Consider the following 26,007-nt stretch of genomic DNA (forward strand, 5'->3'; position numbering starts at 1 on the left):
CACGACGAAGTCCTCGGCCTCGACCGCGCCGACGTTCGGATCGCCTTCGGCGGTCAGCGCGTAGACGCCGTCCGCCAGCACCTCCAGGCTCCGCTGCTTCTCCGCCAGGTCGGCCGACGACGCGAACGGCTTCATTCCATTTCTCCCATTCGATCGATGAGTGTCACCTGAACGTGAACCGCCGGTCCGGCGGTTCACGCGTGTGCTTGGTTGAGGAAGCCGTTGACCACGGCGTGGTAGTCGTGCGGGCGTTCCTCCTGCAGGTGGTGCGCCGCCCGGTCCATGACGTAGAGCTGTCCGCGCGGGACCATCCGGGCGAGCATCAGCGGGTAGTCCGGGGTGAGGAACGCGTCCTGCATGCCCCAGCAGAAGAGGACGGGCGCTTGGATGCGGCCCAGCGCGGCGGTGAGGTCCTGCCAGTCGCCTCGCGGGCTGTCGGACCGTGCCGCCAGTTCCATCTCTTCGGGGTCGATGCTCTGCGCGTATCGCATTTCGACGGTGGAGGCGGGAATGGCGTCGGGGTCGTACCATTCGAGCCTCGCCATGAGGTCGCGCATCTTCTCCGGGCTCGGGCCGTCTCCGCCGTAGTAGGCGTCGCGGGCGTTCCGACCGCGCCTTCCGCCTTCCGGGAGAGGGGCCAGCGGGCCGTAGAAGACCGGCATCGAACCGGTGACGACGAGCGACCGAACCCGCTCGGGGTACGTCGCCGCGAGGTTCAGGGCGATGGTGCCGCCCCAGGAGTTGCAGACGAAGTCGGCCCGCTCGATGTCGAGCGCGTCCATCAGCGCGACCGTCTTGGCGGCATGGAAGTCCCACATCGGGCCGTGAATCACGCACTTCTCGGATCTGCCGTACTGCAGGATGTCGATGAGCAGGCAGCGGCGGTCCCGAGCGAACAGCGATGCGACGGGGCCGAAGTCGCTCCAGGCCGTGCAGCCGGGTCCCCCGCCGTGCAGGAAGATCGTGGGCGCTCCCTGCCCCATCTCGATGCAGTGGTAGGTGACGCCGTCGGCCTCGACGAGGGTTCCGGCCGGCGCGGTGGTCGTTTCGGTGGGCATGCTCGTCGTTCCTTTCACGTCCTGCCGAGGAATCCCGCGGTCAGGCGGGCGAACTCCGCGGCCTGGAACTCCAAGGGGACGCCCCCGCCCTCGATGACGGCGGTCTCGGCGTGCGGGATGCGTTCGGTGAGCGGCGCGAGTTCGGGGAAGGCGTACGGGTCCGCGGAGGCGCCGATGCACAGCACCGGGCACATGATCAGCCCGATCCGCTCTTCCATCCGGTAGGCGCTCACTGCGGCGTGCCCGTGCTCGACGTCCGGCCAGACCCGCAATGCGTCGCTGACGAAGCGGGTGAGCAGGTCCGGTCGGCCTTCGGGGTAGAACGCGGCGCGCCGATGCCACAGTTCGGTGAGGTGGGAGCCGTCGGGCCGCTCCTCCACCGCGTCGATCGCCGGGCGGGACGCGCGGCGTTTCCGCGCCGCCTCGTCGATGTAGGGAGTCGACGACAGGACGAGCCTGCGCACCCGCTTCGGAGCTCGCGCGGCGATTTCGACCGCGACGACCCCGCCGGTGTGATGGCCGGCCAGATCGAACTCGTCCACGCCCAGCGCGTCGAGAAGGCCGAGGATTCCGGAGGCGTAGGTCTCGATCGAGTGCCCGGGGATCCGCGCCGATGCGCCGAAGCCCGGGGTGTCCGGTGCGATGACGCGCCGGCCGTCCGAAAGCATCGGGATCGCCTCGCGGAACTCGTCCCACGATCGCGGGGTCTGGTGCAGCAGGAGCAAGGGCCGGCCGCTCCCGCATTCGGCGTAGTGCACCTGCCCGAGCGGCGTGTCGGCGTAGCCGAAGCGGATCACGATGCGGCCTTCAGGAACTCCAGCGACAGCGGGTTGTACAGGTCGGCGCGCTCGTGCTGCGGCCAGTGTCCGCAGTCGGCGAACAGCTCCAGTCGGGAACCGGCGATCGCTTCGTGCATCGCCTGCGCCTCGGGCACCTCGCCGAACGGGTTCTGGCGTCCCCACACGATCAGAGTCGGCGCGGTGATGCGCGCCATCCGGTCGGGCCGCAGCAGGTTCCGCTGCCGGGTCTGCATGTCCTGCAGGCACAGCAGGTTGTGGACGTTGGCCACGAAGTCCGGCTGGTGGTAGATGCGGTGGCGGATGTCGACCAGTTCCTCGGAGACGTCCTTGGCCGGGTCGTGCATCAGCAGGTGCAGCCGCTTGCGGGTGAGGTCGATGTCGTCGGTCCGCACCGCGTTGAGCGTGGAGGTACGGATCCGCTCCATGATCTTCGGGTCGGCCTTGGTGCCGCCGGCCGCGAGCAGCTGGAGCGACGCGACCAGGCCGGGGGCCTCGCTCGCCAGCCAGGCGGCCACCCAGCCGCCGAGCGATTCGCCGACGAGATGGACACGGTCCGCGCCGATCGCGTCGAGGTAGCCGGTCAGGTGCTCGACGTACCGCGGGATCTCGTAGGGGTGGTCGGGTTTGCCGGTGTAGCCGTGGCCGAGCATGTCGATGGCGTGGCAGCGGTAGCCGGCGTCGGCGTGCACGGGGATGTTCCTGACGAACGCCTCCAGGTGCCCGCTGGTGCCGTGCAGGAACACCAGCGGCGGGCCGTCCTCGGGGCCGGCGATGAGCGCGCGGGTCCGCACGCCTCCCGCGTCGACGTAGGCCAGCCGATGGTCCACGCCGGTGAGGTCGGTCCAGATCGTCATGTGGTGGGCTCCTTCTGCGCGTTCGGGTCCAGGACGGCCACGGCCATCCCGGTCAGCCAGTCGTGGACGGGCTCGTAGGCGAGCCGGCGGCCGGGCGCGTATCCGAGGGCGGCGGCCATGACCAGCCATGTGCGGATCTCCTGCGCGCCGTTGCCCGCGACCCGCTCCAGCTCATCGGTGGTGAAGGCGCACGCCCGGTCCGCTCGGCCGGTCTCGATCAGGTCGAGGAACTCCCGGTCGAACCCGGGGTTGATGACGCTCGGCGCGGCCCGGATGATCTGCCGCCGGCGGGCGTCGTAGCGGGACCAGTCGCCGCGCCCGTTCAGCCAGGCGGCGACCATGAACTCCTCGTCGTCGCCGTGCGGGTCCCGCCAGTCCGGCCATGGCAGCCGGTGCGAGAGCCCGCCCGAGCCGATGACCGCGACACGGCGGTCGCCCGGGAAGACCTGCACGGCCGCGCGCACCGCCTCACCGAGAGCGGCGCACCGCGCCGTGGTCGGCAGCGGCGGCGCGAACACGTTCACCACCAGCGGCACGATGTCGACGTCCAGCCCCTCCAGCAGGTACTGGACGGCGTGGGTCTGGCCGTGATCGATCTGCAGCCGGGCAGAGAACGCCGGGTCGAAACCGCCCTCCATCAGCGAGGACGCGATGTGCCTGGCCAGCGGCACGTCCACGGGCAACGGTCCCTTGGGCGTACCGGATTCGCCGCTGGCGATGCACTCCCCCACGCCGATCGTGAAGGCGGGGATGAGGTCGAGCCAGAAGCCGCGGAAGTGGTTGGAGCCGACGATCACCACGGTGTCCGGGCGGGCTTCGGCGAGCAGGTCCCGGGCCTGGTACAGCGCGTCGCAGAACCGGGTGGCCTCGGCCTTCTGCGCGGTCTGCTCCCAGTGGGTGTTCATCAGCGTGCTGTGGGACGCGCCGACACCGAACACGATCTCAGCCGACATCGCGGACCCCGATCACGTCGATCGCGACCCGGATCAGCAGCCTGGTCAGCCGCTCCATCTCGCGCAGGTCCACGGTGTTCATCCCCATCTGGAAGTCGGTGGACGGGTCGATGCCCAACTCGCCGGTGCTCGCCTTCGGCATCCCGACCCGGACGGTCGGCACGCCGCGCGACCGCAGAATGTTGGCGTCGGTCGCTCCGGAGTTGCCGAGGACCGGCACGTGCCGGCCGTCCTCGGCCTCCTTGAACGCGGCGACGGCGGCGGTGACCACCGGGTCGGACGGGGCGGTGCGCGTGCCGGGGACGGCCAGCACCATCTCCCAGGTGACCTCCGCGCCGGTCTTGGCGGCGATCTCTTCGATGGCCGCCGCGAACTCGCGCTTGGCCGCCGCCGGGGACAGGTCCGGCGGAAGCCTGAGGTCGCAGCGGAACCGGCAGGCCGCCGAAGTGACCGCGGCCATCCGCATCCAGCCGCCCTCGATCGCGCCGACCACTCCCTGCGGCGCCACCGTCCCGGCGGTGTGCCGGGCCGCGTACTCCTCGAACCATGCCTCCAGCCCGGCGACCACCTGGCCCGCGGCGGCGATCGCGTTGCGGTACGGGAGCCGGTGCCTGCTGCCCACGTAGGTGTGCGTGCCGTGCACGCTCACCTCGAACCAGGCCAGTCCGACCTCTTCGTACGAGACCGTCCAACCCGGTTTGGCGATCACGGCATGGTCCGCCCACAACCCCTGCTCAAGCAGGAAGGAGCAGCCGACGCCCTGGCCGGTGTGGCGGCGGACATCACCGTCCAGGCGGGGCGAGTTGGTGGGCATACCGCCCGCGCCGAGCCCCACCAGCAGGTCGCCCGCCAGCGGCACACCCGCCGCAGCGACCGCCTCCGCCGCGGCGATCACGCAGGCCGCGTGCCCCTTGGGGTTACCGGCTCCGAGCCCGACCACGTAGTCACCGTGGACGGACGGCTCGGCACGCATGTCGGCGCGCAGCTCAGGGCCGATCCACGGGACGTCCGCCTCGGCGCGTCCGATGGTCAGCGTGTCGACCGGCGCGTACAGCATCAGATCGCGGCCGCCGCCCGACCCCGGCAGCCGCGCCCAGGCGCACGCCTGCCGGTCGTCCAGCGGCAGCGTCCCGGACCGCAGCCCACCGGCCGCCAACTCCGCCGCCGCGTACCCGGCCAGCGGCCCCTCGTCCCCGGTCGGGCTGGGAATCGCGACCAGTCCCGTGACCAGCTCCAGCAGCCGCGCGCGGCGCACGTTCGCGCGGGCCCGCTCGACCCAGGTCACTGGTTGATCCGGTGGACCTGGGTCCGGCTGGTCCGCCGCAACCGCCAGGCGAGCACCGCCAGGGCCGCCAGCACGGCCATCACCACAGCGCGTCGCATCTCAGTCGTCCTCCTTGCGGATCGCGGCGAGCTTGGCCTTGAACTCCTTCTCGGCCAGGCCCCGCCAGGCCGTCAGCGAGACGTCGGGCCGGTACAGCTGCTCGGGAGGGGCATCGGTCACGTCGACCATCCACGCGTCCTGGCCGGAGAACTGGCCGTGGAACAGCCAGCGGATCCAGCCCAGGTACTTGGCGTAGAACTTCAGCGTCGCCGGGCCGCGCAGGAAATTGACCATCACGCCGACGTACAGGTGCCGGTCGGCGTCGACCGGGACGTAGAACTCGTAGTGGATGAACTTGGGATAGGCGATGCGCAGCACGCCGGGCATCGACACCGACGCGAAGCCGGGGAAGTCCTGCGCGGCGATGACCGGGTCGACCTTGGCCGCCGCTCCGGTGTTGCCGATGTTGGAGGGTGTGCTTCCCGCCTTCGCGGCGGGTGGATTGAGCTTCCACCAGCGTTGGTTCGTCCAACGTCCAAGCCCTGGGAAGTCCGCCTCCCAGAACTGCTCTTCCTGCTTGCGGTAGATCCAGCGGCCTTCCGGAACGATGCGCGTCACGTTCCACGTCGGCATCGCTTTGAACAGCCGCCACAGCGACGTGCGGTGCAGGTACTTGGCGTGCCCCTCGTCGTATCCGTTCTCGCACGCAAATCGCCAGTTGCCGGCCCGGTCGTCCATGCGGCCGCCCATGACGAACGGGTTCTCGACCAGCTCCTCGGGCAACTGCTCGTCGATCGGCTGCGGATCCTCCTCGGCAATGGGCACGTACACCCACACCATTCCGAGGCGCTCGGCCACCGGGTACGTCGCGACGCGGGCCTTCCCGCAGATCGGCGACTGGGGCCCATCGGTGATCGCCGCGACGAGCTCGCCGTCCTTCAGGTCATAGGTCCACCCGTGGTACGGGCAGCTCAGCGTCCCCGGGAACTCCCGGCGGCCCAGCGAGAGCGGCACGCCCCGGTGCGGGCAGCGGTCATGCAGCGCGTACGCGGTCCCCTGGTCGCGGACCAGCGCGATCTTGTCTCCGCACAGCGTGATGCCTGTCGGCTTCCCGGTCACGTGGTTCGACCAGGCGACGGGGTACCAGTAGCCGCGGAATCCTGCCGCGGCCGCGTCGTAGTGCGGCCACGTGGACCAGTCCCGGCGTCCGCGCGCTCCCCGCTGCGTCTGTGATTCGGCTCCTGTCACGCCTCGATGTTGGTGCGGGACGCCTGGTGGGGCCAAGGAACAGGGTTCGCCCAACGAACCGGCCACCTTTGGGTGCCGACCGGCACGCGCGGACACTCGCCATGCACCGTGCCCCACCCCCAAGGAGCGTCCATGCGCGTTACGTTCGTGCTCGCCGCCGCGGTCTTGGCCGGACTGGCGTCCGGCTGCGGGGCCGCCACCGATGACGGTGGCGGCCCCGCCAGAATCCGGATGGCCTGGGGCGTCCCCGGCGACGAGATCAAGTACCTGATGCAGGCCGATCCGTCGAAGGCGCCGAACCAGGGCCACTGCTACACGCTGGAGTGGAAGCAGCTCACCAACACCGCGCAGGGCGCCCAGGAACTGGCAGCCGGCACGCTGGACGGCGCCACCGTCGGCGCCCTGGCGGCCGGGACCGCCGTGGAGCGCGGCGCGGACCTGACCATCGCTGGAGAGATGTTCGCCGAGCGGACGCCGAACTTCACCACCACCTGGCTCGTCCGCAAGGACTCCCCCATCAGGACCGCTGCCGACCTGCGCGGCAAGAAGGTCGCGACCGCCGGCATCGGCACGCCGACCTACTACATTCAGGTCCAGTACCTGCAGCAGGCCGGGCTGAAGACCGGCAAGGACTACCAGAACCCCGAACTGCCCTACCCGCAGCAGCAGGAGGCGCTGGCGAGCGGACGCGTCGACGCGGCGGTGTTCGCGCAGCCCTTCTACGCCAAGGCGATGGCGACGGGGAGGTTCCGGCCGCTGTTCCGCGTCGCCGACGTCCACGACAACATGCCCCAGCTCCTGCAGGTGTTCAACCGCCGCTTCGTCAAGGAGCACCCGAAGGCCGCCCGCTGCTTCATGGACGACTTCAGCACCGTCGCCAAGTACGTCGCCGACCCCGCCAACCTGCCGACCGTGATCGACGCCGAGGCGAAGATCGCCAAAATCCCTGCCGGCGCGCTGAAGGGCTACCTGATGACCCGCGACGACTACTACCGGCCGCCGGGCGGAGCCCTCGACGCGGCCGGGCTCCAATCCACCTGGGACTACTTCCACCAAAGCGGCGTCCTGAAGAAGAAGCTGGACGTGCGCAAGTACCTCGACGCCTCCGTCCTGGCGAAGGCGGGCTGACATGGCGGCGGAAACGGCTCACCCGGCGGGCTCCGCACGCCGGGTGAGCGATGAGCCGAAGCTGCGGTTGTCCGGGGTGGCGAAGTCCTACGCCGGGCGGCGGCGCGGCATGGTGCAGGCGATCGGCGGCATCGATCTGGACGTCCGGTCCGGCGAGTTCGTCAGCCTGGTCGGCCCGTCGGGGTGCGGCAAGTCGACCCTGCTCTATATCGTCGGCGGATTCATCGGCGCCGACGGCGGATCCGTGCTGTGCGACGGCCGCGAGGTGGTAGGCCCCGGTCCTGACCGCGGCATCGTCTTCCAGGAGTTCGCGCTTTTCCCCTGGAAGACCGTGCTCGGGAACGTCACCTGGGCGCTGGCCCGGCGCGGCGTTCCCCGCAAGGACCGGGCGGAGGAAGCGCGGCGGTTGCTGTCCCTGGTGGGGCTGGACGAGGCGGACCGCCTCTACCCGTCGGAGTTGTCGGGCGGGATGAAGCAGCGCGTAGCCATCGCCCGGACCCTCGCCATGGACTCCGAGGTGCTGCTGATGGACGAGCCTTTCGGCGCCCTCGACGCCCAGACCCGCGCGCTCCTGCAGGAAGAACTGCTGCGGATCTGGGAGGAGACCGGCAAGACCGTGCTGTTCGTGACCCACAGCGTGGAGGAGGCCCTCTACCTGTCGGACCGGATCGTGGTGCTGTCGTCGCGGCCGTCGCGGGTCCGCGACGTCGTCACGCCAGGGTTCCCGCGTCCGCGTACACGCGAGCAGGTGCTCGCAGACCCTTCCTACGCCGCCTTGTACGAGCGCATTTGGGCGGAACTCCGTGAGGAGGGTCGGGCGTGACGCGGATCCGGTCGGCGTCGATCTCCGTGACGGCCCTGCTGGTGCTGCTGTGCTGCTGGGAGGTCGCGCCGAGGATCGGGGTGGCGCCCGACCAGTCGCTTCCTCCGCTGTCGAAGGTGCTGGGCGAGGTCTGGAACGTTCTGCGAGACGGAGGGTTCCGCAGCCAGGTCGGTCTGTCGGCCGGGCGGTGGGCCGCCGGGCTCGGCCTGGCCGTGCTGATCGGGGTGCCACTGGGCATCGCCATGGGCCGGGCACGGGTCCTGCGGCGGCTCGTCGAGCCGCTGCTCGCACTGCTGTATCCGGTCCCGAAGGTGGCCCTGGTGATCCCGCTGCTGCTCGTGCTCGGACTCCGGATGCCGTCCGAGCGCGCCGGTGAGACCGCGCGGATCGTGGTCATCGTGCTCGGCTGCCTGATCCCGCTGACGGTGTCGGCGACGCACGGCGCGGCGGAGGTGGAGCCACGCCTGCTGTGGTCGGCGCGCGCCGCCGGCACCGGGCCGGTCCGCGGGCTGCTGACGATCGTGCTGCCCGCGGCCCTGCCGCAGGTGCTGTCCGGCCTGCGCACCGCCCTGGCCGTCTCGATCTTCAGCCTGGTCGGCGCCGAACTGCTGGTGCGCGGCAAGGGCGTGGGGGCCTACCTGTTCAACGCCTATGACATCGGCCAGTACGAGCGGGTGTGGGCGGTGACGGTGCTCGTCGCGCTCGCCGGGCTGGCCTTGGACGCGGCGTATGCGCAGGCGGTCCGCCGCGCCGTCCGCTGGTGGGAGGGAGAGGTATGACCCGGCTGATCTCGCGGGCCGGCCCGCTGCTGGCGCTGGCGGTGGCCATCTCGGCGTGGCACGTCGTGGTGGCGCGGGGATGGCTCGGCAACCCGTTCGTCCTGCCCGGCCCCGGAGCGGTCGCACGACGCGCCGGTGACCTCTGGTCGGACGGCTCTCTCCCCCGTGACCTGCGCATCACCCTCGAACGGGTCCTGGCCGCCTTCGCGCTGGCGCTGGCCGCCGGCACGATCGCCGGTCTCGCCATGGGCCGCTCCGCGACGGCGCGGGCCGCGCTGCGGCCGATCGTGGGGCTCGGGTTCCCCGCACCGAAGATCGCCATGTTCCCCGCCCTGGTGATCCTGCTGGGCCTCGGCACCGCCTCGAAGGTGGCGCTCGGCTTCGCCGAGGCCGTTTTCCCGATCACGGCCGCCGTGGCCGCCGCGGCGTCCCGCGTGCCCGAACGGCTCACTTGGTCGGCCGAGTCGATGGGCGCGTCGCGGTTCCTGGTCGTGTTCCGCGTCGTCCTGCCCTCGGCTCTACCGGGACTGCTGGCGGGCGCCCGGGTCGGGCTCATCGGCGCGATCATCGGCGTGTACGTCGGCGAGATGGTGGTCTCGTCCGACGGGCTGGGGCATGCGATGGTCGCCGGGTGGCGCCAACTCGACACCGCCCAGCTCTACGTGTCGGTCGTGTCGGTGTCGGTGCTCGGGTTCGTCCTGGACGGCCTGCTCCTGCTGGTGCGGCGGCGGCTGCTGCGCTGGGCGCCGGAGAACGCGGCCGGCTGAGGCGCCCGAGACGTCCCCTGGCCGGCCGCCCGGCCAGGGGACATGCTTGTCAGGCGTCGGTCCCGGCCGGGGCGGTCTCGTCCTCGGCCGGGGCGGGGCCTTCCGGACCGGGGTCGTCCACGGCGGGGTCGTGGCCGCGCATCGGGATCTGCTTGAGGAGCAGCGCGGCGACGAACGCCAGGACGGCCAGCGGCAGCGCCGACAGGAAGATGACGTGGAAGACGTCGGCGAACGCCGCCGCCAGACCGGTGCGCGCCGGCGGCGGCATCTTCTCCACCTGCGACGGGTTCTGCGTGAGGAACCCGACCGGAAGTCCCGGCGGGAGCGCGCGCGGCGGGACGTGCTTCGCCACGGCGTCCGGCAGGCGGGAGTTGAGGATCGCGCCGAAGATCCCCGAGCCGATCGCGCCGCCGACGATCCGGAACAGGCCGGTGGAGGCGGTGACGCTGCCGAGGTCGCGCTGCGGGACGGCGTTCTGCACGACCACCACCATGAGCTGCACCAGGCAGCCCAGCCCGAGCCCGACGACCACCATGAACAGCATGGCGGTGACCTCGCTGGTGCCTGGTGTGATCCGCGACAGCAGGTACACCCCGACTGCGGCGACGGCGGTGCCCGCGATGGGCCAGGGCCGGTACCGCCCGCTGGCCGCCACCACGTGCCCCGACACGATGGAGGTGGCGACGACCCCGAGCTGTAGCGGCAGCACCAGGAAGCCCGAGTCGGTGGCGCTGACCCCGGTGACGATCTGCAGCATCGCCGGCATGTAGAAGGTCAGGCTGAAGATGCTCATTCCGACCAGGATCATCAGCAGCAGCGCGACGGCGGTCACCCGGTTGCGGAAGAAGCCGAGCGGGACGATCGGCTCGGCCGCGCGCCGCTCGGCGAACGCGAACGCGGCCAGCAGAACGGCTGCGGCGACCAGCAGGCCGATGACCTGCCCCGATGACCAGTGGTACTTGGTTCCACCCCAGGACAGTGCCAGCAGCAGGCAGCCGATCCCGGCGACCAGCAGCGCCGCGCCGAACCAGTCGATCACCGGACGGGCACCGGTCGGCGGCGCCTTCAGCGTCAGCCAGGCGACGAGGAGGGCGATGAGCCCGATCGGCACGTTTAGCAGGAAGATCCAGCGCCAGGTGGCGTGATCGGTCAGGTAGCCGCCGAGCCACGGCCCGATGACCTGCGCGACGGCCAGCTCGGCGCCGACGTAGCCCTGGTAGGCGGCGCGGGTTCGGGGGCCGACGATCGCGCCGATCACTACGACCACCATGGCGGTGATGCCGCCGGACCCGGCGCCCTGGACGGCGCGGAAGGCGATGAGCTGCCCGCTGTTGTGCGCCAGCCCGCAGGCGGCCGAGCCCGCGACGAACACCGCCAGCGCGGCGATGAACAGGGCACGGCGTCCGAACAGGTCGCTGAGCTTGCCGAACAGTGGTGCCGCCGCGGCCGCGGCGAGCAGGTTGGCGCTGAAGACCCAGGGCAGATCGCCGAGACCGCCGAGCTTTTGCATCATGGTCGGTGCGGCGACGGCGACCGTGGTCTGGTCGAGCCCGACGATCAGCAGGGCCAGCAGCAGCCCGCCGAAGACGACGAGGGTCTGCCCGCGCGACGGCAGGGCGGCCGGGGCGGTTGCGGGCGCGGTCATGGCCCGACCACCAGGGTCCCGGTCATGCCTGCGGCGCGGTGCGCCATCAGCGAGCAGTGGAACGGGTACGTGCCGGGCTCGTCGGCGCGCAGGCCGCCGAGCGCGGTCTCCCCCGCGTCCGCCTGTACGTAGAAGCCGAGCTCCTCGATCTCCAGGTTGTGCATGACGTCGGTGGCGGTGAGGGCGATGGCCACGTCCTCACCGGCGCGGACGTGGATGCGGGACGGAAGGAACTCCAGGCCGGCGCAGGACACCTCGATCCTTCGGGCGCCCGGCGCGACCGGGCTGTTGCGCCGGTGGCCCATCAGCTCCATGTCGGCCTTCTTGATGTCGAGCGTGCCCTGGGTCAGCCGCCGGCCGGCGTCGATCTCCACGATCCCGGTCGGCTCGCACTCGATCGCGAGCTGCGTCCGCCCGGGGAACGAGGTCCACATCTGACCGCCGTACTCCAACGGCTCCAGGGCGAGGAGTCCGGTGGCGACGCCGTGCTCGATGACGAGATGGCTGTTCAGGCCCGTCCAGCGCCCGTTGAGCCGCATCTCATACGCGAGCGGCTCGGCGGGATTCGAGTTCGGCGGCGCCGGCCTGACCCGCACGTTGTCCTCGGTGCCCTTCGGGCCGCGGACGACGAAGAAGCCGAAGTTGTTGTGCGGCTGCGCGCCGGGGTGCTTGTCCGTGGTGTTCTGGTGCGAGCACAGGGTGCGCATGCCGTCGGGGGTCGGGACCTCCCGTACCGGCGAGGACGGCGCGGCCTCGTCGACCGTCCCGGTCAGGTAGCAGCGCATCGCCGGCAGCGCCGGATCGGGCTCGTCCGGCGCCTTGCCGCCGTAGTAGCCGGGAACGGAGACCTTGTGGACCAGCGGCATCCCCAGGTACCAGCCGTACAGCACGCGTTGCGCGTCGTCCGGTTCGTCTTCGTCCTGATCGGGTGCGATGGTGCAGCGGATGCCGAGGGCCTCGGGACCGCGCAGCGCGATCCGGACCGGGCCGGTCCCGTCCTCGGGGACGAGTTCGAGTAGGCCGGCGCGAACGCCGTAGGCGATGGCGGCGTGCGTGTCGAGCGGGACCATGACCGGTCCCATTCGGATGGCCGCGGCGAGGCCGTCCTCGGCCGACACCGTGTCCGCGGGCGCGTCGAAGGCCGGAGCGACCCGGCGCCACCGCGGCTCGGCGGGCTCGGGCGCCAGGGCGCCGGCGACGAGACCACCGGCCGTCCGGTAGACGGTCGGGCCCGCCGCTGCGGCTTTCGCCGCGGCCGGCATCATTTCCGCCGGCAGTCCGAGATAGACCAGTGGCGTGGGGGATTCGGCGATCATCGGCCGAACTCACCATCCTTCATATCGAAAACGGAGCAGGACATCCCCGAATCCGAAGCCCCGTCGACGAGGCGGCACTCCGGCGCCGCAATCGTGCGATATACCGCATTGCGACCGTGAGCCTGATGTTCTGGTCAGCGAACCAGGCCGATACCGGTCAGGTCCAGGCGCGCTCGCGCCAGCGCCACATGCTGAATTCCAGGAATTCGTCGAGAGTGCGCGGCGGGCGGCCCAGCAGGTGTTCGACATCGCCGGTGATCGGCTGGTTCCGCCCCAGGCGGGTGAGGGTGTAGACGGCGCTCATGAAGCCGATGCTGTCCCAGCCGACGCCGCGCCGCCGCAGCCTGGTCGCGAAGCGCGGCAGGCTCGGACGACTGTAGTGCACCGGGTATCCGAGCCGCACCGACAGTGCGGCGGCCACCTCGTCCATGGACAGGGCCTGCGACCCGGTCAGGTGGTGGACGGCGTTGTGGTGCGCGGGCGGGTCGAGCAGTGCAGCGGCGGCCACCGCCGCCGCATCCCGCGCGTCGATGAAGGTGGTGCGGCCCCGGCCTGCCGGGATGAACAATTCGTGGTGGTCCACGATGTCCTCGCCGTGTGTGGAGATACTGCGGTGCAGGTTCTGCATGAAGAAACTGCACCGCAGCACCGTCCACGTCATTCCGGAGGAGAACAGCCGCTGCTCGACCTTGTAATGCGGAATGAACCTCGCCCGGTCCGCACCGAACACCGACACATAGACCGCGTGCCGGCAGCCTGCATGCTCCACCGCTTCGAGAAAGGGAATGATGCCGTTGCGCGCGGCCTTGTTGCCCGGCAGCGGGAAGAGCAGGAACAGCGTGTCGATACCGTCCAGGGCGGCCGGCCAGGTGGCGCGGTCGAAGAAGTCCAGCCGCGCGGCCTCACCGCCCGCCTCCGCCACCCGCCCGGCGAGCGCTTCGGGATGGCGGGACGCCACCCGCCACGGCCGGCCGGCGCCCTGCTCGACCAGCAGATCGACCAGTTCGCTCCCGACGTTGCCCGACGGACCGGTCACCAGCAGCATCGTCGTCCTTCCTCAGTGCCCGAGATGGGCGGTGTGCGGCTGAGCCGCCGCCGCCGGCGCGGGCCCGTACCCGAGCGTCGCCATCATGCCGAGTTCGGAGTGGTACAGGTTGTGGCAGTGCAGCATCCACTCGCCGGGATTGTCCGCGTCGAGGTCCACGTTGATCGTCTCGTTCGGCCGGACGATGACGGTGTCCTTGCGCGGCCCCGCGCCCGCGCCGCCGACCTGGTAGGTGTGGCCGTGCAGGTGGACCGGATGCCAGATCTGGGTGGCGTTGGTGAACGCGAGCCGCACCCGCTGCCCTTGAGCGACCTGCACGCGCAGCGATCCGGTCGGGGTGCCGCCCGGTGAGGTGCTGATCGACCATGTCATGCCGAGCGGTCCCATGCCCAGGTACATCCGCACGGTCTGGTCGATCGGCCGGGACGGCAGGTGCACCGACGGGTCGGCGTGCAGCTGCGAGAGCGCCAGCAGGTTGCCGTTCAGTTCAGGGACGGTCACCGAGGAGGGCGGCGCGGTTCCCGGGGCCGTCCGGACGAGGGCGAACGCGCGGGCGCTCTTGCCTTCGGCGGACGCGACGAGCGGGAAGACCCCTGAGCCCAGCGTGACGAGCACGTCGTACCGCTCCCCCATGCCCATCAGCAGGGTGTCGACGGTGACGTGCTGGACGGGGAAGCCGTCGGTGTGGGTCACGGTGAGCTGGTGCCCGCCGAGCGCGACCCGGTAGGCGGTGTCGCCACCGGCGTTGATCAGCCGGACCCGCACGCGCTGCCCGGGCGAGGCGTTGAACGTGACCGGGCTCGCCGGGGTCCTGCCGTTGACGAGGTGGTACGGGTAGGACACGTTCCCGGCCTGCCCCCCGAGCGCGTCGCTGTACATGGGCGGGGTGTTGAGCGTTCCGGCGTGCAGTTTGGCCAGCACGGCGTCGGGTGTGGTGCCGGTGCCGTCGATCCAGTCGTCCAGGACGACGACGAACTCGGCGTCGTAGGACAGCGGCTCGTTCGGGTCGTCGACGATGAGCGGCCCGTAGACGCCGCGGTCGAGCTGCATGCCGTAGTGCGAGTGGTAGAAGTACGTGCCGGGGTCGGGGGCGGTGAAGCGGTAGTCGAAGGAGCCGCCGGACGGGGTGGGCGTCTGGGTGATGGGGGCGCCGTCCATCGCGTTGGCGATCCGGATGCCGTGCCAGTGCACGGTCGTCGGGTCGGGAAGGCCGTTGACCAGCCGAGCCCAGATGGACCCGCCGGCGTCCGCGCGGATCGCCGGGCCGGGGATCGCGTCGGCGAAACGCCACGTGGAAACCGTCCGGCCGCCGATGTCGACGCTCCCGGGAGACGGTTCGAGGGACTGGAAGGTGTCGGCGGCCAGCGCGGACGGCGCCGTCAGCCCGCGTACGGCGAGGCCGGCGGCGCCGGTGAGGGCGATCGCGGCTCCGCTCTGCAGCAGTCTGCGGCGGGTGAGGGCGGTTCGGTCTGCCATGGGGACCTCCGGGTGAGGGACCGATGCCCGGAGTGTGCGGGCTCGTGAGCCGCGTGTGGAGCCTGGAGGTTCGGTGGACGGACCTGGCCTGCGGTCACCTGCTCTCCTGGTCCAGTTCGTATTCGATGAAGGTCTCGGAGATACGCCCGGCAGTGGTGAGGACGGCGGGGACGAGCCTGCTGAGCTGGGACCGGGACGTGGGTGCGGCGACGGAGATGGCCCCGGCGACCCGTCCGCGCGCCGCGCGGTCGGGTGCGGCGACCGACAGGAAGCCGACGCGTGCCTCCTCACTCTCCACCGCGTAGCCGGCGCTGCGGATGCGGTCGAGTTCCGTTCTCAGGAGCCTCGGTGCGATCACGGTGTGGCCGGTCAAGCGGCGCAGCGGCTGGGCGAGCAGGTCCTCCAAAACGCGGGAGGGTGCATGGGCCATCAGGACCTTGCCGGTGGCCGTGCAGTGCAACGGCATGCGGCCGCCGGTGCGCGACGGGCGGGTGACGCTGCGGTGCCCGCCGAGCTTTTCGATGTAGAGAACGTCGCCGCCGTCGCGGACGGCGCAGTGCACCGTTTCCTGGGTGCTCTGGGCGAGCTCCTCCAGGAAGGGCAGGGCGATGTCGCGCAGGATCCGCTGGCGCGGCGCCAGCAGGCCGAGCTCGAACAGCCGGAGCCCGACCCGGTAGCCGACGCCGGCGCGCTCGAGCGCGCCCCAGGCGACGAGCTCCTGGCTGAGCCGGTACACGGTCGCCTTGCGCAGCCCGGTCCGGCGGACCAGCTCGGCGAGCGAGAGTCCCTCGTCGTCGGGGCGGAACGCCTCCAAGATGAGGCGGACCTTCGACAGGACGGTGTCGGTCTCCCCCGAGGCGGGTTCGCCCCCGGTGGTGTCGATGGGGGTGAGCGTGGCGGCAGCGGTGATCATCGTGGCCCTCCCTCGCCTCCGGTGAACTGCTGGAGTCTGGCGTGTGCGACGGGGTCGACGCGGGTGCCGGGGGCGTCGACGCCGCGCACGCCCGGCAGACCGAGCAGCACGGGCGCGACGAGGCCCTCGTGGCAGGCGGGACGGCCGGGGCACCCGGCGCACATCCCGGTGTAGCGGACGGTCGGCACGGGCCCGTCCGCGACGAGTTCGAGTCCGCCGCCGTGCCCCCGCAGCGTGCGCGAGAGGGCCTGGACCGCGTCAGAGACGTTCATCGCCGGTCCCGGAGCGGGAATCGGGGACGTCGACACCGAAGAGCCGGGCCGCGTTCAGGCCCAGGATCTTGCGTTTGTCGTCCTTGGTGATCTGCGGGTAGCCGTACCCCTCCCGCAGGTCGTCGGGGATCTGAAGGGCCATGAACGCCTCCAGGTAGGGGCGCGGCGGGCCGGCGAGCGCGGCCTCCGATCCCCACAGCAGCCGGTCGGCGCCGACGGTGGCGAGCAGCTCACCGACCTGCCGCTGGATCAGCCGGGGCCGGACGGGCGTGAAGTTGACGGTCGCCGACAGGGCGAGGTGGATGTTGGGGAAGCGGGCAGCGATGTTGACGCATTCGTCGAAGTAGGGCATCGCCAGGTGGTGGATGACGAAGGTCAGGTCGGGGAAGTCGCGGGCGGCGCGCTGCAGGTCACCGGGATGCAGCTGCTCAAGGTTCTCGGTGCCGAACGGGTTGCCCTTGTGGAACTGCAGGACGTCGATACCGAGGTCTCGGGCCCGTTCGTAGAGCGGGTAGGCGAGTTTCTCGTCGTCGCACCGCCAGCCGCGGTCGACGTGCCCGTTGTAGAACTTCAGCGACACGGCGCCGCGGTCGATGACCTGCCATTCGAGGTGTTCCAGCGCCGCTTCCACGCCGCGGAACCCCGGGTCGACACCGCCGCAGAACAGGGCGCGGCCGGGGAAGGCGCGGGCGAACTCGGCTTGGAGGTCGACGGGCGCCCACCAGTCGTCGTACCAGTCGAAGACGGGGACGACCTGCGCCATCGCGATGTCGGTGGGTTCGGTGCCGGACGGGTCGCCGAAGACCATCCGTCCCATCGTCTCGGCCGACAGCCTGCGGTCGAAGGTTTCGGAGTCGCCGTGCAGGGGCCGCAGCGCCTCGCCCAGCCCAAGCGACATGTTCCTGACGTGCCTGGCCCAGGGCGCGCCGGCGAGCAGGTTCGCCTCGCTCATGTCGTGCAGGTGCACGACGAGGTCGAAGACGAAGACGTCATCGATCATCGGCCGCCTCCAGGACCACGCGTCCTTCCGCGCGGCCTGCGCCGAGCGCTTCCCAGGCGACGGGCGCGGCGGCGAGCGCGTACCGGTCGGTCCGCAGGGTCAGCTCTCCCGCCGACAGCCGGACGAGCAGCTCGTCGGCGAGGGCGAACGCCTGCGGCGCCCGCCGGATCATGTTGAGGAACCGCAGGTCCACGTCGTGGGCGCAGCGGGACGGCAGGTCCAGTTCGACGCGGGCGCCCGCGGTGTACCCGACGATGACGGCGACGCCGCCGGGACGCACCGCGTTGAGCCGGGCGGTGAGGCCCGGGCCGCCGACCGTCTCGATCAGCACGTCGTAGGGTCCGGTGTCGACCGCTCCGACGAGCGTCCGGACATCGCCGGGGACCAGGGCCGCCCGCTCCGCGCGGGAGACCAGCGCGGTGACCTCCGCACCGGCCTGGGCGGCGATCTGCACGGCGAGCGAGCCGACCGCCCCGGCGGCACCGGTCACCAGGACGCGCTGCCCCTCCTTCACCGCGGCCAGGTCGTGCACCGAGATCCACGCCGAGGTGGTCGGGGAGAAGAAGCAGGACGCCAGGATCGGGTCGGCGCCTTCCGGCGCGAGGTGCACCGCCTCGTCGGGCACGGCGGCGTATTCGGCGGCGACGCCGTCCCGGGCGACGCCGAGCCCGCCGCCGCGCAGCCACACCAGCGCGCCGTGCGGGAACCGGTCGGACTCCTCGACCCAGCCGGAACCGTCACCGCAGGGGGTGTAAGGCAGTGGCGGGTGGTGCGGGAACGTGCCGGACGCGACGCTGCGGTCGAGATGGCCCAGCGCCGCCGCGGCGACCCGCACCAGCGTGGTCCCCTCGCTGGCCTCCGGGGCCGGGAGATCGCCGGCGAAGGTCGGCGGGCGCCCGAACTCGGTGATCCGCAGCCCGCGCATCGCGTTCACTCCCCCGCGCCGAGCTGCTCGGCGACGGCGGCGTGGTCGTAGTAGACCGTCTCGTTGATCATCGTGTCGCCGCGGAACCGGAACACGATGACGCCCTCGATGTCCATCACCCGTCCCTTGGACGGGATGCCGGCCCAGTCGGCGTGCTGAGTGCCGCGGGTGCGGCCCTCGATGATGACCGCCGTGGCCGTGTGATGGACGAGCCTCGGGATGAGTTGCAGGTCGGGGAAGGCGCCAAGGAGATCGGTCAGCAGCTCCCTGACCTGGTCGTCGCCCGCGTGGGCGCGCCGCAGCGGCATGATCCGGTAGTGCGCGCCGTCCGGCATCGTCGCCAGGCAGGCGTCCAGGTCGCCGGCCATCTCGGTGGTGAGGTGCTCGATGACGACCGCCTCCCGCCGGGCGCGCAGGTCGGCGTCCGGGAGGGGGTGATCGGCGCCGGGAAGCTCGACCGCCGTCATGCGTGCCGTCCCTTCATGCTGGGACCGCTCTGAAAGAGGGAGAAGTCGGGGGTCGGCTCGCCTCGCTCGACGAGCGGCATGTCGCCGACAACGCCGGCGAGCCAGTCGAGCTCGGCGGGATCGTCCAGCAGCGGGAAGAACAGCACCTCGTCGGCGCCCTGCGCGCGGTAGGCGCGGAACGCGGCCTCGATGCCGTCGCGGCCCCGGGCGATGCCGGAGATGACGTGCTCGGGCGGCCCGCCGTTCTTCAGGTAGGAGTCCAGGCGGGCCTCGGCGAGGTCGCCGGGCTTTTCGCTGGAGGCGTACCACATGCTCGCCACCAGGCGCGGTCGGCCGGGTCTGCCCGCCCCCTCCCACGCCTTGACGGCGGCGAACGCCTCGAACGCGAAGACTTCCGGCTTGAGCCCACCGCTGACCAGGCCGTCGCCGTGCTCGACCAGCCGGCGCAGCGCCGGGTCGGACGCGCCGCCGATCAGCAGCTCGATCTCGCCGAGCTCGGGCCCGACGGTGTTGTCTTCGCCCTTGAGGTCGCGGATCTCGGCCAGGGCGCGCAGCTGCTCGTCCATGATCTGGCCGCGCCGCTCCCACGGGATCGCGGCGGCGGCGTAGTCGTTGACGCGGTTGCCGATCGCGACACCGAGCGAGAGCCGTCCCGGGGCCAGCGCGGCGAGCGTGGCGACCTGCTTGGCGAACAGCGGCGTCGGCCGCAGCGGGCCGAGGAACGCAGCCGACATCAGCCGCACGCGGCTGGTCAGCGCCGCGGCCGCCGCCATCGTCATCATGATCTCGTGGTTGACGTAGACGTAACGGTCGGCGACCCCGAGCGAGGAGAACGGCCCGTCCTCGATCTCCCGGATCCAGGTGCGCAGGGTCTCCCCGGTGCAGCCCGGCACCCCGTTGGGCAGCAGGACGCCGATCCGGTTGGTCTCTGCTTCATGCGGCATGCGTGCTCCTGATCAGTAACCGTGGCGGCGGACGTTGACGAGCGGCTCCCCCGCCGCGTAGCGGCGAAGCTGGTCGCCGGCGAGCCGGTAGGCGCGGTCACGCCAGTGCGCGGACGACCCCGCGACATGCGGCGTCACCAGCACGCCCGGTGCGGAGAACAGCGGGTGGCCGGGCGGGAGCGGCTCGGGGTCGGTGGTGTCGAGCGCGGCACGGACCCTGCCCTCGCGCAACGCCTCCAGCAGCGCCGAAGTCTGCACGAGGGTGCCGCGCGCGGCGTTGACCAGCAGCGCGCCCGGCCGCATCCGCGCGAGGAACGCCGCGTCCACCATGCCTCTGGTCTCGTCGGTCGCGGGCGCGAGCAGGACGACGACGTCGGCGTCCGGCAGCAGGCCGGGAAGGTCCTCCGGGCCGTGGACGCCGTCACGCCGATGGCGTGCGATCCCGGTGACCCGCGTACCGAACGGCGCCAGCCGCCACTGCAGCGCCTGCCCGATCGAGCCGTGGCCGACGATGAGGACGTGCTGCTCCGACAGGTCCCGCGCTCCTTCGGCGCCGGAGAACGCGGTGTTGCCGGAGGTGTCCCATTGCCCGGCGCTCTGCCGCTCCATATAGCGCGGCAGGTCCTTGTTCATCGCGAGGATCGCCGCGACGATCCATTCGGCGACGGGGCCGTCGTGCACACCGCTCGCGTTGCACAGCGTCACCCCGTCCGGCAACTTGGGGACGCGGTCGACGCCGGCGCTGAGGGTCTGCACGACCTTCAGTGCAGTCAGGCGGGGCAGGATTTCAGCGAACCGGTCACGCGCCGGAGGGTCCAGGACACAGAACTCGGCGCCTTCGGGAACTGAGTCTCCGAACACCGCCAGCTCGACGCCGTCCGGCAGCGGCCCCATCGCCTCGATCCGCGCGTCGGCCGGAACCAGAGCGATCACCTGCTCATCCCTCCCTCAGCCCGGCCTCGATGAGCCGGGGGCGCAGTTCCCGGGCGTACTGATCGATCCCGGCCTGGTAATCCAGCCACGACAACGCCAGCCCGTCGAGCCCCGCGCCGGCGAGTTCACTCATCTGCTCCACCACCGAGTCGGGGGTTCCGACCAGCGGCAACGCGAAGAACCCGGCGATCGCGGACGCGGCCATCCCGGCGGCATCGAAATCGGCGCTGCCCGAGTTGGGGATGAGCAGCCGGATGGCGTTGGCGGCGGCGTCATGGTCGCCGACCTCGCCGACCATGCGCTCGTATTCGCGGCGCGCGGCGTCCTCGGTGGCCGCGCAGACGATGTGGGCGCCGGCGAACACCATCAGCTTGCGGTCGTGGCGCTCCTGAACGTCGGCTTTCAAGCCGGGGACGATGCGGGCCGCGGCCGCCGCGTCGGGGACCATCGCGAACGTCAGGTCGGCGTGCTTGGCCGCGAAATCCCGGCCCGCCGGGCTGAACCCGGCGTTCATCACGACCGGGCGGCCCCGCTGCACGGGCTTGGGCTCCGACAACACGCTGCGGGCCTTGAAGAAGCGGCCGTCGAAGTCGAACTCCTCCGCCGCCGCCCAGATCCGGCCGAGGAAGCTCATCCACTCGTCCGCGACCGCGTACCGGTCGTCGTGCTCGCGCTGCTCCAGCCCGAACATGCGGAACTCGTCCTCGTTCCAGCCGGCGACCACATTCACCGCGAACCGCCCGCCCGCGATGTGGTCGACGGTGGCGATCTGCTTGGCCGCGCTCACCGGATGCACGACCGGGATGTGGAACGTGGCGAAGACCTGGATCCGCTCGGTCACCGCCGCGATCCCCGCCGCCCAGCTGAACGACTCGAACGAGCGGTGCGCGTCGCGGCGCGCCGGGCCCGCCATGCCGCGCCAGCGCGCGACCGGGATCAGCGCCTCGAAGCCGGCGGCCTCGGCGGCCCGTGCGATCTCGACGCTCTCCGGCCAGGTGGCGCGGGGCGCCTCGGGCGCGAAGGTGAGGTTCGCGCCGCCCGCCATGTTCGCCGAGAACACCGCCAACTTCAGCCGGTTCGGACTGCCCAGCAACGGCCCCGCCGACCGGTCGGTGACGGCGCCGGCGCTCACCGCCGCCCCGCAGGACGTGCGGCGGGCGGGCTGGTGTCGGCGCCGGCGGCGACCTCGGGGATGTGCCCGACCGTCGTCGGCAGGTCACGGCCGTCGCCCAGCCGCACGACCGGGGACAGCTTCGGCGCACCGTGCAGCGCCGCCATCTCCGCGTTCGTCTCCGGCGCCGGCCGCACGTCGCGCAGATGATCGGGCTTGCCGTCGGGCTCGCGGAAGTGCGGGACGACCTCCTCGGCCATGATCTGGAGGTTCTTCATCACCATCCAGTGCGGCATCGACCCGAGCGGACCGCCCGCGCTGATCGCCATCCCGAGCCCGTACTCCTCGATCATCTGCTCGTACTTCTCGATGACGGTCTGCGGGGAGCCGACGACGATGTACCCCTGGTCGATCAGCTCGTCGTAGGACATCTCCCAGAAGTCCTTAACGCCGGCGGCCTGCCGTCCCTTCACCGTCCGCAGGATCGACTCGGCGGTGTTGTAGCCGGGCGGCATGAGGTGGTGCATGGGGATCTTCAGGCCGGTGCGGAAGAACCACATCGCGTGCGGCATGAACTCGCGGCGCGCCTGCTCGTCGGTCTCGGCGACGTAGGTGGGGATGACGCGTCCGAGCTGCGCCGGGTCGGGCTCGTAGCCGTACTTGTCGCGGCAGATCTCCCGGAACAGCGCGAACGACTTCTTGGTCACCCAGTTCGAGGTGGTGGTCTGCATGTAGGAGAACCGCCGCTTGGCGACCTCGTCGATGGTGTCGGTCGAGCCGGTCCCGGGCATCCACACCGGCGGGTGCGGGTCCTGCAGCGGGCGCGGCCACGGGTTGACGTGCTCGATGTCGTAGTGCTCGCCCTGCCAGGCGAACGGCCCCGGCTCCGTCCACGCCTTGACGATCAGGTCGTGCGCCTCCCAGAACCGGGCCTTGGACGTCGTCGGGTTCATGCCCGAGGAGTGGTACTCGGCGCCCATTCCGCGCACGTGCCCGGAGATGATCCGGCCGCCGGACACGATGTCGAGCATCGCGATCTCCTCGGCGACCCGCAGCGGGTTCTGGTGCAGCGGCAGCGCGTTGCCGATCACGCCGATCCGGATCCGGCTGGTGCGGGCGGCGAGGTAGGCGGCCCACACGTTGGGGGCGTTGATGGTGCCGAACGCGTTCTGATGGTGCTCGTTGACGATGATGCCGTCGAACCCGAGCCGTTCGCAGGCGATGAGCTGCTCGAGGTTGTCGGTGTAGAGCCGGTGCGCGACCTGCGGCTCGAAGTAGGTGTTCGGCAGCGTCACCCACGTCGACTCCAGGTCCTCGCCCGGCGGGATGAACGGGTAGGGCATCAGGTGGAACACGTGGAACTGCAGGCGGTTAGCCATGGGAGACCCCCGAGACGAACGTGGTGATGAGCGCGGCCGTCTCCTCCGGCCGCTGGATGGCGAAGGCGTGGCCGCCGGGGACGTTCTTCACACCGGTGCCGAGGAGCTCGGCCCAGCGGGCAGGGTGCTCGGCCGGAACGATCCGGTCGTCCTCACCGGCGACGACCAGCGCGGGCAGGCCGAGCCGGGGCAGCCGGTGCTCCAGCTTCAGGTCGTAGCGGAAGTCCCAGATCAGCCGGGCCGCCGCCCCCATGTCGCCGTACCGCGCTGCGAACCCCTCGGCGCCGCCCTGCGCCGGCGTCCCCGGCCCGGGCACGACGCCCTCGACCGGGTCGCCGTTGAAGTACATGTCGTCGTAGTCGGCCGGGTTCATGATGAACACGTCCGCGATCGGCCGGCCCGGGACGCGCAACCCGTACGGCGCGAGCAGCGACACGCTCCGGACCCGGTGCGGGTTGAACACCGCGAAATCGGCCGCGAGCCACCCGCCGAGCCCGTATCCGGCGACGTGCACGCTGTCCAGGCCGAGCGCGTCCAGCAGGCTCCGGTACAGCAGGACGACGTCGTCCCGCCCGGTCACCCAGGACGGGCAGGGCGTGTCACCGAAGCCGGGGGCCTCGGGCGCGATCAGGTCGGCGCGTTCGGCGATCGCGGCGTGCAGCGGGCTCCAGCACCGGGTGAGCCAGTGGCCGTGGAAGAACAGCACGGGCTCGCCCGAACCGTCCCGGCGGTAGGCGATCTCCGCGCCGTCCACCTCGATGCGGCCGGGCTCGGTGTGCCAGCGCACCGCGGCCTCCAGAACGTCGCTCACAGTGTCTCCTTGTCCAGAAAGGCCAGGACCGCCGTGTTCCAGGCCGTGGCCGCCTCCAGCTGCGGGCAGTGGCCGCAACCGGGGAAGATCTCCAGCCGCGCGTCCGGGATGGCGCGCGCGACGCCCTCGGTGAACCCGGCCGGCTTGAGCCGGTCGCGGTCCCCCGCCGTCACCAGCGTCGGCACCCGCACCCGCGCGTAGTCGAACGGGTCGCCGAGCGGCGGCGGGGCGGCACCGGGCGCGCGCAGGCCGAGCGAGGCGAACGCCTCGTAGGAGCCGGGTGCCAGCGCCGCCTCCATGCGCGCGGCGACCATCTCCTCGTCCTGCGCCCATGCCGGGTCGGCGAAGGCCAGCCGTATCTGGTCGCGCATGGACTCGACCGTCCCGTCGAAGGCCATCAGCGCCTCGCGCGCCGCCCCGCCGACGGGTGGACCGCCCGCGCTGACCAGCACCATCCGGCGCACCTTCAGCAGCGGAGCCTCGGACGTCTGGTCGCGCAGCAGGTGGGAGCCGCCCATCGACAGTCCCACCACGTCGGCCTCGCCGACGCCGAGCTCCTCCAGCGACCGCGCCAGGTGGGCGAGCATCCGCCCGGCGCGGTCCCCGAAGTCGACGATCTTCGCGGTGCCACCGAAGCCGAGCCAGTCGGGAGCGATCACCCGGTGCCCGGCCGCGGCCAGTTCCGGGAGTGCCGCCGGCCAGGCGGTCCGGGCGCACTCGCCCCAGGCCCCGCCGTGCAGCAGCACCACAGGCCGCCCCTCGCCCGCCTCCAGCACGTGCGTGCGCACGCCGTCCACATCGAGCGTCCGTGACCTGATCGCGCTCACCGACTTCCCTTCGTTCGCGTGACGGTCGTAACGACGATAACCAAACACTGGGTGACGGGGAAGCCCTGGTTCGGTGAGCGATACCAGTAGATTCACGGATTCCGTGCCATGCGATTCCATGACGATCGTGACTGAACAACTGGATGCAGCGATGTTCCGCAGGGTGCTCGGCTGCTACCCGACCGGGGTGGTCGTGGTGGCCGCGATGGTGGACGGCAGGCCGGAGGGCCTGGCGGTGAACTCCTTCACCTCGGTCTCCCTCGACCCGCCGCTGATCGCGTTCTGCGCGGCGGCCACGTCCTCCACCTGGCCGCGGCTGCGGCGCGCGGACGGCTTCGCGATCACGCTGCTCGGCGCCGCGCAGCAGGACGCCTGCCGGACTTTCGCCAGCAAGGGCGCCGACCGCTTCTCGGCCGTCTCCTGGTCGATGTCGCCCGGTGGCCACCCCGTGCTGGACGGCGCGCTGGCCTGGCTCGACGTCATCCCGCACTCGATGCAGCAGGCCGGCGACCACGAACTGGTCCTGGCCCGCGTCATCGGCCTGGACGCGGCAACCGACGACCACCCGCTCGTCTTCTTCCGCGGCGCCTTCACCGCCCTGTCCCGAACGGAGACCGCCGCACCGTCGTCCGGCCCCGACGTCGCCGCCGCGCCACACGGGTTGGACGCCGAGTCCCCCTTCTTCGACGTCCTGGCAGCGAAACTCGACGCCGCCACCCCCTGAGCGCCTGCCGGCGGTTTCAGGGGGCTGTCGCAGCGGCCTGAGCGCAGGGGCCGGGTGAACCGCGTTCAGCGCGCGTTAGCCGTGGATTCTGCGGGGGCGGCCGTCGAGCTGATGCCGTCAGGCGAAGCTTGCCCATGGCCAGGTCACCCTCCCAGTGACTGGGCATGAGCCGGGGCCCGACCTCGGGCGGGCGCTGGCTGACGGCGCCATCCCCCGATTTGCCCGGGCAGCCATTGGGACGACGGACGACACGCCGTGACGCGTGGTTCGATCAGTGCGTCCCCCGGCCAGTTTCCGGTTCAGCGCCCGCCGCCGGGATGGGACTGTGTCACCCTGCGGGAATGATGCGTCCACGGACCTCGCCGAGGCCGAGCCGGCCGCCGTCGGCGGCCGGCGCGGTGGCGGAGATCGTGACGGTGTCGCCGTCCTCCAGGAACGTCCGGGGCTCGCCGCCGACCTCGACCGGCTCCTTGCCGCCCCAGGTC

Annotated in this window: 26 protein-coding genes and 2 pseudogenes; 5 read left to right on the forward strand and 23 right to left on the reverse strand. The window is 71.5% G+C overall.

From position 1 onward, the window contains the following. The 7 genes and pseudogenes from ABT299_RS47205 to ABT299_RS47235 all read right to left on the reverse strand — a co-directional run. Positions 1-135 (reverse strand): annotated as a pseudogene (locus ABT299_RS47205) (MBL fold metallo-hydrolase); the annotation flags it as partial. A 59-nt stretch (positions 136-194) separates the two neighbouring features. Then, positions 195-1,058 carry an alpha/beta fold hydrolase gene (locus tag ABT299_RS47210; protein WP_500254803.1) on the reverse strand — a complete coding sequence of 288 codons (864 nt, stop codon included), beginning with the start codon at positions 1,056-1,058 and terminating at the stop codon, positions 195-197. A 14-nt stretch (positions 1,059-1,072) separates the two neighbouring features. Next, complete coding sequence (locus ABT299_RS47215; protein WP_500254804.1) at positions 1,073-1,855, reverse strand: alpha/beta fold hydrolase; 783 nt, start codon at positions 1,853-1,855, stop codon at positions 1,073-1,075. Beyond that, positions 1,852-2,712 (reverse strand): alpha/beta fold hydrolase, encoded by an 861-nt coding sequence (locus ABT299_RS47220; protein WP_500254805.1) that lies wholly within the window; start codon positions 2,710-2,712, stop codon positions 1,852-1,854. The genes ABT299_RS47215 and ABT299_RS47220 overlap by 4 nt, the downstream gene beginning before the upstream one ends. Next, positions 2,709-3,665, reverse strand: a complete 957-nt coding sequence (locus tag ABT299_RS47225; RefSeq protein WP_500254806.1) for a DODA-type extradiol aromatic ring-opening family dioxygenase — start codon at positions 3,663-3,665, stop codon at positions 2,709-2,711. The genes ABT299_RS47220 and ABT299_RS47225 overlap by 4 nt, the downstream gene beginning before the upstream one ends. Then, positions 3,655-4,950, reverse strand: coding sequence for a peptidase dimerization domain-containing protein (locus tag ABT299_RS47230; RefSeq protein ID WP_500254807.1), 1,296 nt, complete (start codon positions 4,948-4,950; stop codon positions 3,655-3,657). Before ABT299_RS47230 ends, ABT299_RS47225 begins: the two co-directional genes overlap by 11 nt. 99 nt (positions 4,951-5,049) lie before the next feature. Next, positions 5,050-6,237, reverse strand: a complete 1,188-nt coding sequence (locus ABT299_RS47235) for a Rieske 2Fe-2S domain-containing protein (RefSeq protein WP_500254808.1) — start codon at positions 6,235-6,237, stop codon at positions 5,050-5,052. Between the two features lie 132 nt (positions 6,238-6,369). Here ABT299_RS47235 and ABT299_RS47240 point away from each other — a divergent pair, with 132 nt between their 5' ends. From ABT299_RS47240 to ABT299_RS47255, 4 genes are read left to right on the forward strand one after another with little or no spacing between them, the layout of a single operon-like run. Further along, entirely contained in the window at positions 6,370-7,365 is a 996-nt protein-coding gene (locus ABT299_RS47240) for an ABC transporter substrate-binding protein (protein WP_500254809.1), read from the forward strand. A 43-nt stretch (positions 7,366-7,408) separates the two neighbouring features. Further along, positions 7,409-8,188: an ABC transporter ATP-binding protein gene (locus tag ABT299_RS47245; protein ID WP_500254810.1), complete on the forward strand. Its 780-nt coding sequence runs from the start codon at positions 7,409-7,411 to the stop codon at positions 8,186-8,188. After that, a complete protein-coding gene (locus ABT299_RS47250; RefSeq protein WP_500254811.1) occupies positions 8,185-8,967 on the forward strand; it encodes an ABC transporter permease in 783 nt (260 codons plus the stop codon). Before ABT299_RS47245 ends, ABT299_RS47250 begins: the two co-directional genes overlap by 4 nt. Further along, a complete protein-coding gene (locus tag ABT299_RS47255) occupies positions 8,964-9,734 on the forward strand; it encodes an ABC transporter permease (protein WP_500254812.1) in 771 nt (256 codons plus the stop codon). The genes ABT299_RS47250 and ABT299_RS47255 overlap by 4 nt, the downstream gene beginning before the upstream one ends. Before the next feature lie 49 nt (positions 9,735-9,783). On the opposite strand, the gene ABT299_RS47260 is transcribed toward ABT299_RS47255, so the two are convergent. From ABT299_RS47260 to ABT299_RS47330, 15 genes are all read right to left on the reverse strand, one after another. Then, positions 9,784-11,379: a DHA2 family efflux MFS transporter permease subunit gene (locus tag ABT299_RS47260; protein WP_500254813.1), complete on the reverse strand. Its 1,596-nt coding sequence runs from the start codon at positions 11,377-11,379 to the stop codon at positions 9,784-9,786. Next, the gene (locus ABT299_RS47265) at positions 11,376-12,695 is read right to left on the reverse strand and encodes a cupredoxin domain-containing protein (RefSeq protein ID WP_500254814.1); all 1,320 of its coding nucleotides are present in this window, start codon (positions 12,693-12,695) and stop codon (positions 11,376-11,378) included. Before ABT299_RS47265 ends, ABT299_RS47260 begins: the two co-directional genes overlap by 4 nt. Positions 12,696-12,852: 157 nt before the next feature. Continuing rightward, entirely contained in the window at positions 12,853-13,740 is an 888-nt protein-coding gene (locus ABT299_RS47270; protein ID WP_500254815.1) for an NmrA family NAD(P)-binding protein, read from the reverse strand. Between the two features lie 12 nt (positions 13,741-13,752). Further along, positions 13,753-15,216 carry a multicopper oxidase family protein gene (locus tag ABT299_RS47275; protein ID WP_500254816.1) on the reverse strand — a complete coding sequence of 488 codons (1,464 nt, stop codon included), beginning with the start codon at positions 15,214-15,216 and terminating at the stop codon, positions 13,753-13,755. Positions 15,217-15,310: 94 nt separating this feature from the next. Next, positions 15,311-16,129 carry an IclR family transcriptional regulator gene (locus ABT299_RS47280; RefSeq protein WP_500254817.1) on the reverse strand — a complete coding sequence of 273 codons (819 nt, stop codon included), beginning with the start codon at positions 16,127-16,129 and terminating at the stop codon, positions 15,311-15,313. Then, positions 16,126-16,401, reverse strand: a complete 276-nt coding sequence (locus tag ABT299_RS47285) for a hypothetical protein (protein ID WP_500254818.1) — start codon at positions 16,399-16,401, stop codon at positions 16,126-16,128. The genes ABT299_RS47280 and ABT299_RS47285 overlap by 4 nt, the downstream gene beginning before the upstream one ends. Then, positions 16,388-17,401 carry an amidohydrolase family protein gene (locus tag ABT299_RS47290; RefSeq protein WP_500254819.1) on the reverse strand — a complete coding sequence of 338 codons (1,014 nt, stop codon included), beginning with the start codon at positions 17,399-17,401 and terminating at the stop codon, positions 16,388-16,390. Before ABT299_RS47290 ends, ABT299_RS47285 begins: the two co-directional genes overlap by 14 nt. Further along, a complete protein-coding gene (locus ABT299_RS47295; RefSeq protein ID WP_500254820.1) occupies positions 17,391-18,326 on the reverse strand; it encodes a quinone oxidoreductase family protein in 936 nt (311 codons plus the stop codon). Before ABT299_RS47295 ends, ABT299_RS47290 begins: the two co-directional genes overlap by 11 nt. Positions 18,327-18,331: 5 nt before the next feature. Beyond that, on the reverse strand, positions 18,332-18,793 hold the full coding sequence (locus tag ABT299_RS47300) for an ester cyclase (protein ID WP_500254821.1): 462 nt from the start codon (positions 18,791-18,793) through the stop codon (positions 18,332-18,334). Next, entirely contained in the window at positions 18,790-19,737 is a 948-nt protein-coding gene (locus tag ABT299_RS47305) for an LLM class flavin-dependent oxidoreductase (RefSeq protein ID WP_500254822.1), read from the reverse strand. The genes ABT299_RS47300 and ABT299_RS47305 overlap by 4 nt, the downstream gene beginning before the upstream one ends. A 12-nt stretch (positions 19,738-19,749) precedes the next feature. Beyond that, on the reverse strand, positions 19,750-20,670 hold the full coding sequence (locus tag ABT299_RS47310; RefSeq protein WP_500254823.1) for a 2-hydroxyacid dehydrogenase: 921 nt from the start codon (positions 20,668-20,670) through the stop codon (positions 19,750-19,752). A 4-nt stretch (positions 20,671-20,674) separates the two neighbouring features. Beyond that, positions 20,675-21,802, reverse strand: coding sequence for an LLM class flavin-dependent oxidoreductase (locus ABT299_RS47315; RefSeq protein WP_500254824.1), 1,128 nt, complete (start codon positions 21,800-21,802; stop codon positions 20,675-20,677). After that, the gene (locus ABT299_RS47320) at positions 21,799-23,160 is read right to left on the reverse strand and encodes an LLM class flavin-dependent oxidoreductase (protein WP_500254825.1); all 1,362 of its coding nucleotides are present in this window, start codon (positions 23,158-23,160) and stop codon (positions 21,799-21,801) included. Before ABT299_RS47320 ends, ABT299_RS47315 begins: the two co-directional genes overlap by 4 nt. Continuing rightward, positions 23,153-23,971: an alpha/beta fold hydrolase gene (locus ABT299_RS47325; RefSeq protein WP_500254826.1), complete on the reverse strand. Its 819-nt coding sequence runs from the start codon at positions 23,969-23,971 to the stop codon at positions 23,153-23,155. The genes ABT299_RS47320 and ABT299_RS47325 overlap by 8 nt, the downstream gene beginning before the upstream one ends. Further along, entirely contained in the window at positions 23,968-24,798 is an 831-nt protein-coding gene (locus ABT299_RS47330; RefSeq protein WP_500254827.1) for an alpha/beta fold hydrolase, read from the reverse strand. The genes ABT299_RS47325 and ABT299_RS47330 overlap by 4 nt, the downstream gene beginning before the upstream one ends. A 127-nt stretch (positions 24,799-24,925) precedes the next feature. On the opposite strand from ABT299_RS47330, the gene ABT299_RS47335 reads away from it, so the two are divergent. Then, positions 24,926-25,522, forward strand: coding sequence for a flavin reductase family protein (locus tag ABT299_RS47335; RefSeq protein WP_500254828.1), 597 nt, complete (start codon positions 24,926-24,928; stop codon positions 25,520-25,522). 328 nt (positions 25,523-25,850) lie between these two features. Here the strand turns inward: ABT299_RS47335 and ABT299_RS47340 are convergent. Then, positions 25,851-26,007 (reverse strand): annotated as a pseudogene (locus ABT299_RS47340) (fumarylacetoacetase); the annotation flags it as partial.

The organism is Spirillospora sp. NPDC000708 (genome assembly GCF_040299565.1).
Lineage (GTDB): Bacteria > Actinomycetota > Actinomycetes > Streptosporangiales > Streptosporangiaceae > Spirillospora.

Coding starts and splice junctions, on each gene's coding strand:
- ABT299_RS47210 (WP_500254803.1), bottom strand. CDS start 1,058: ATGCCCACCGAAACGACCACCGCGCCGGCCGGAACCCTCGTCGAGGCC.
- ABT299_RS47220 (WP_500254805.1), bottom strand. CDS start 2,712: ATGACGATCTGGACCGACCTCACCGGCGTGGACCATCGGCTGGCCTAC.
- ABT299_RS47225 (WP_500254806.1), bottom strand. CDS start 3,665: ATGTCGGCTGAGATCGTGTTCGGTGTCGGCGCGTCCCACAGCACGCTG.
- ABT299_RS47240 (WP_500254809.1), top strand. CDS start 6,370: ATGCGCGTTACGTTCGTGCTCGCCGCCGCGGTCTTGGCCGGACTGGCG.
- ABT299_RS47255 (WP_500254812.1), top strand. CDS start 8,964: ATGACCCGGCTGATCTCGCGGGCCGGCCCGCTGCTGGCGCTGGCGGTG.
- ABT299_RS47260 (WP_500254813.1), bottom strand. CDS start 11,379: ATGACCGCGCCCGCAACCGCCCCGGCCGCCCTGCCGTCGCGCGGGCAG.
- ABT299_RS47265 (WP_500254814.1), bottom strand. CDS start 12,695: ATGATCGCCGAATCCCCCACGCCACTGGTCTATCTCGGACTGCCGGCG.
- ABT299_RS47270 (WP_500254815.1), bottom strand. CDS start 13,740: ATGCTGCTGGTGACCGGTCCGTCGGGCAACGTCGGGAGCGAACTGGTC.
- ABT299_RS47275 (WP_500254816.1), bottom strand. CDS start 15,216: ATGGCAGACCGAACCGCCCTCACCCGCCGCAGACTGCTGCAGAGCGGA.
- ABT299_RS47280 (WP_500254817.1), bottom strand. CDS start 16,129: ATGATCACCGCTGCCGCCACGCTCACCCCCATCGACACCACCGGGGGC.
- ABT299_RS47285 (WP_500254818.1), bottom strand. CDS start 16,401: ATGAACGTCTCTGACGCGGTCCAGGCCCTCTCGCGCACGCTGCGGGGG.
- ABT299_RS47290 (WP_500254819.1), bottom strand. CDS start 17,401: ATGATCGATGACGTCTTCGTCTTCGACCTCGTCGTGCACCTGCACGAC.
- ABT299_RS47295 (WP_500254820.1), bottom strand. CDS start 18,326: ATGCGCGGGCTGCGGATCACCGAGTTCGGGCGCCCGCCGACCTTCGCC.
- ABT299_RS47300 (WP_500254821.1), bottom strand. CDS start 18,793: ATGACGGCGGTCGAGCTTCCCGGCGCCGATCACCCCCTCCCGGACGCC.
- ABT299_RS47305 (WP_500254822.1), bottom strand. CDS start 19,737: ATGCCGCATGAAGCAGAGACCAACCGGATCGGCGTCCTGCTGCCCAAC.
- ABT299_RS47320 (WP_500254825.1), bottom strand. CDS start 23,160: ATGGCTAACCGCCTGCAGTTCCACGTGTTCCACCTGATGCCCTACCCG.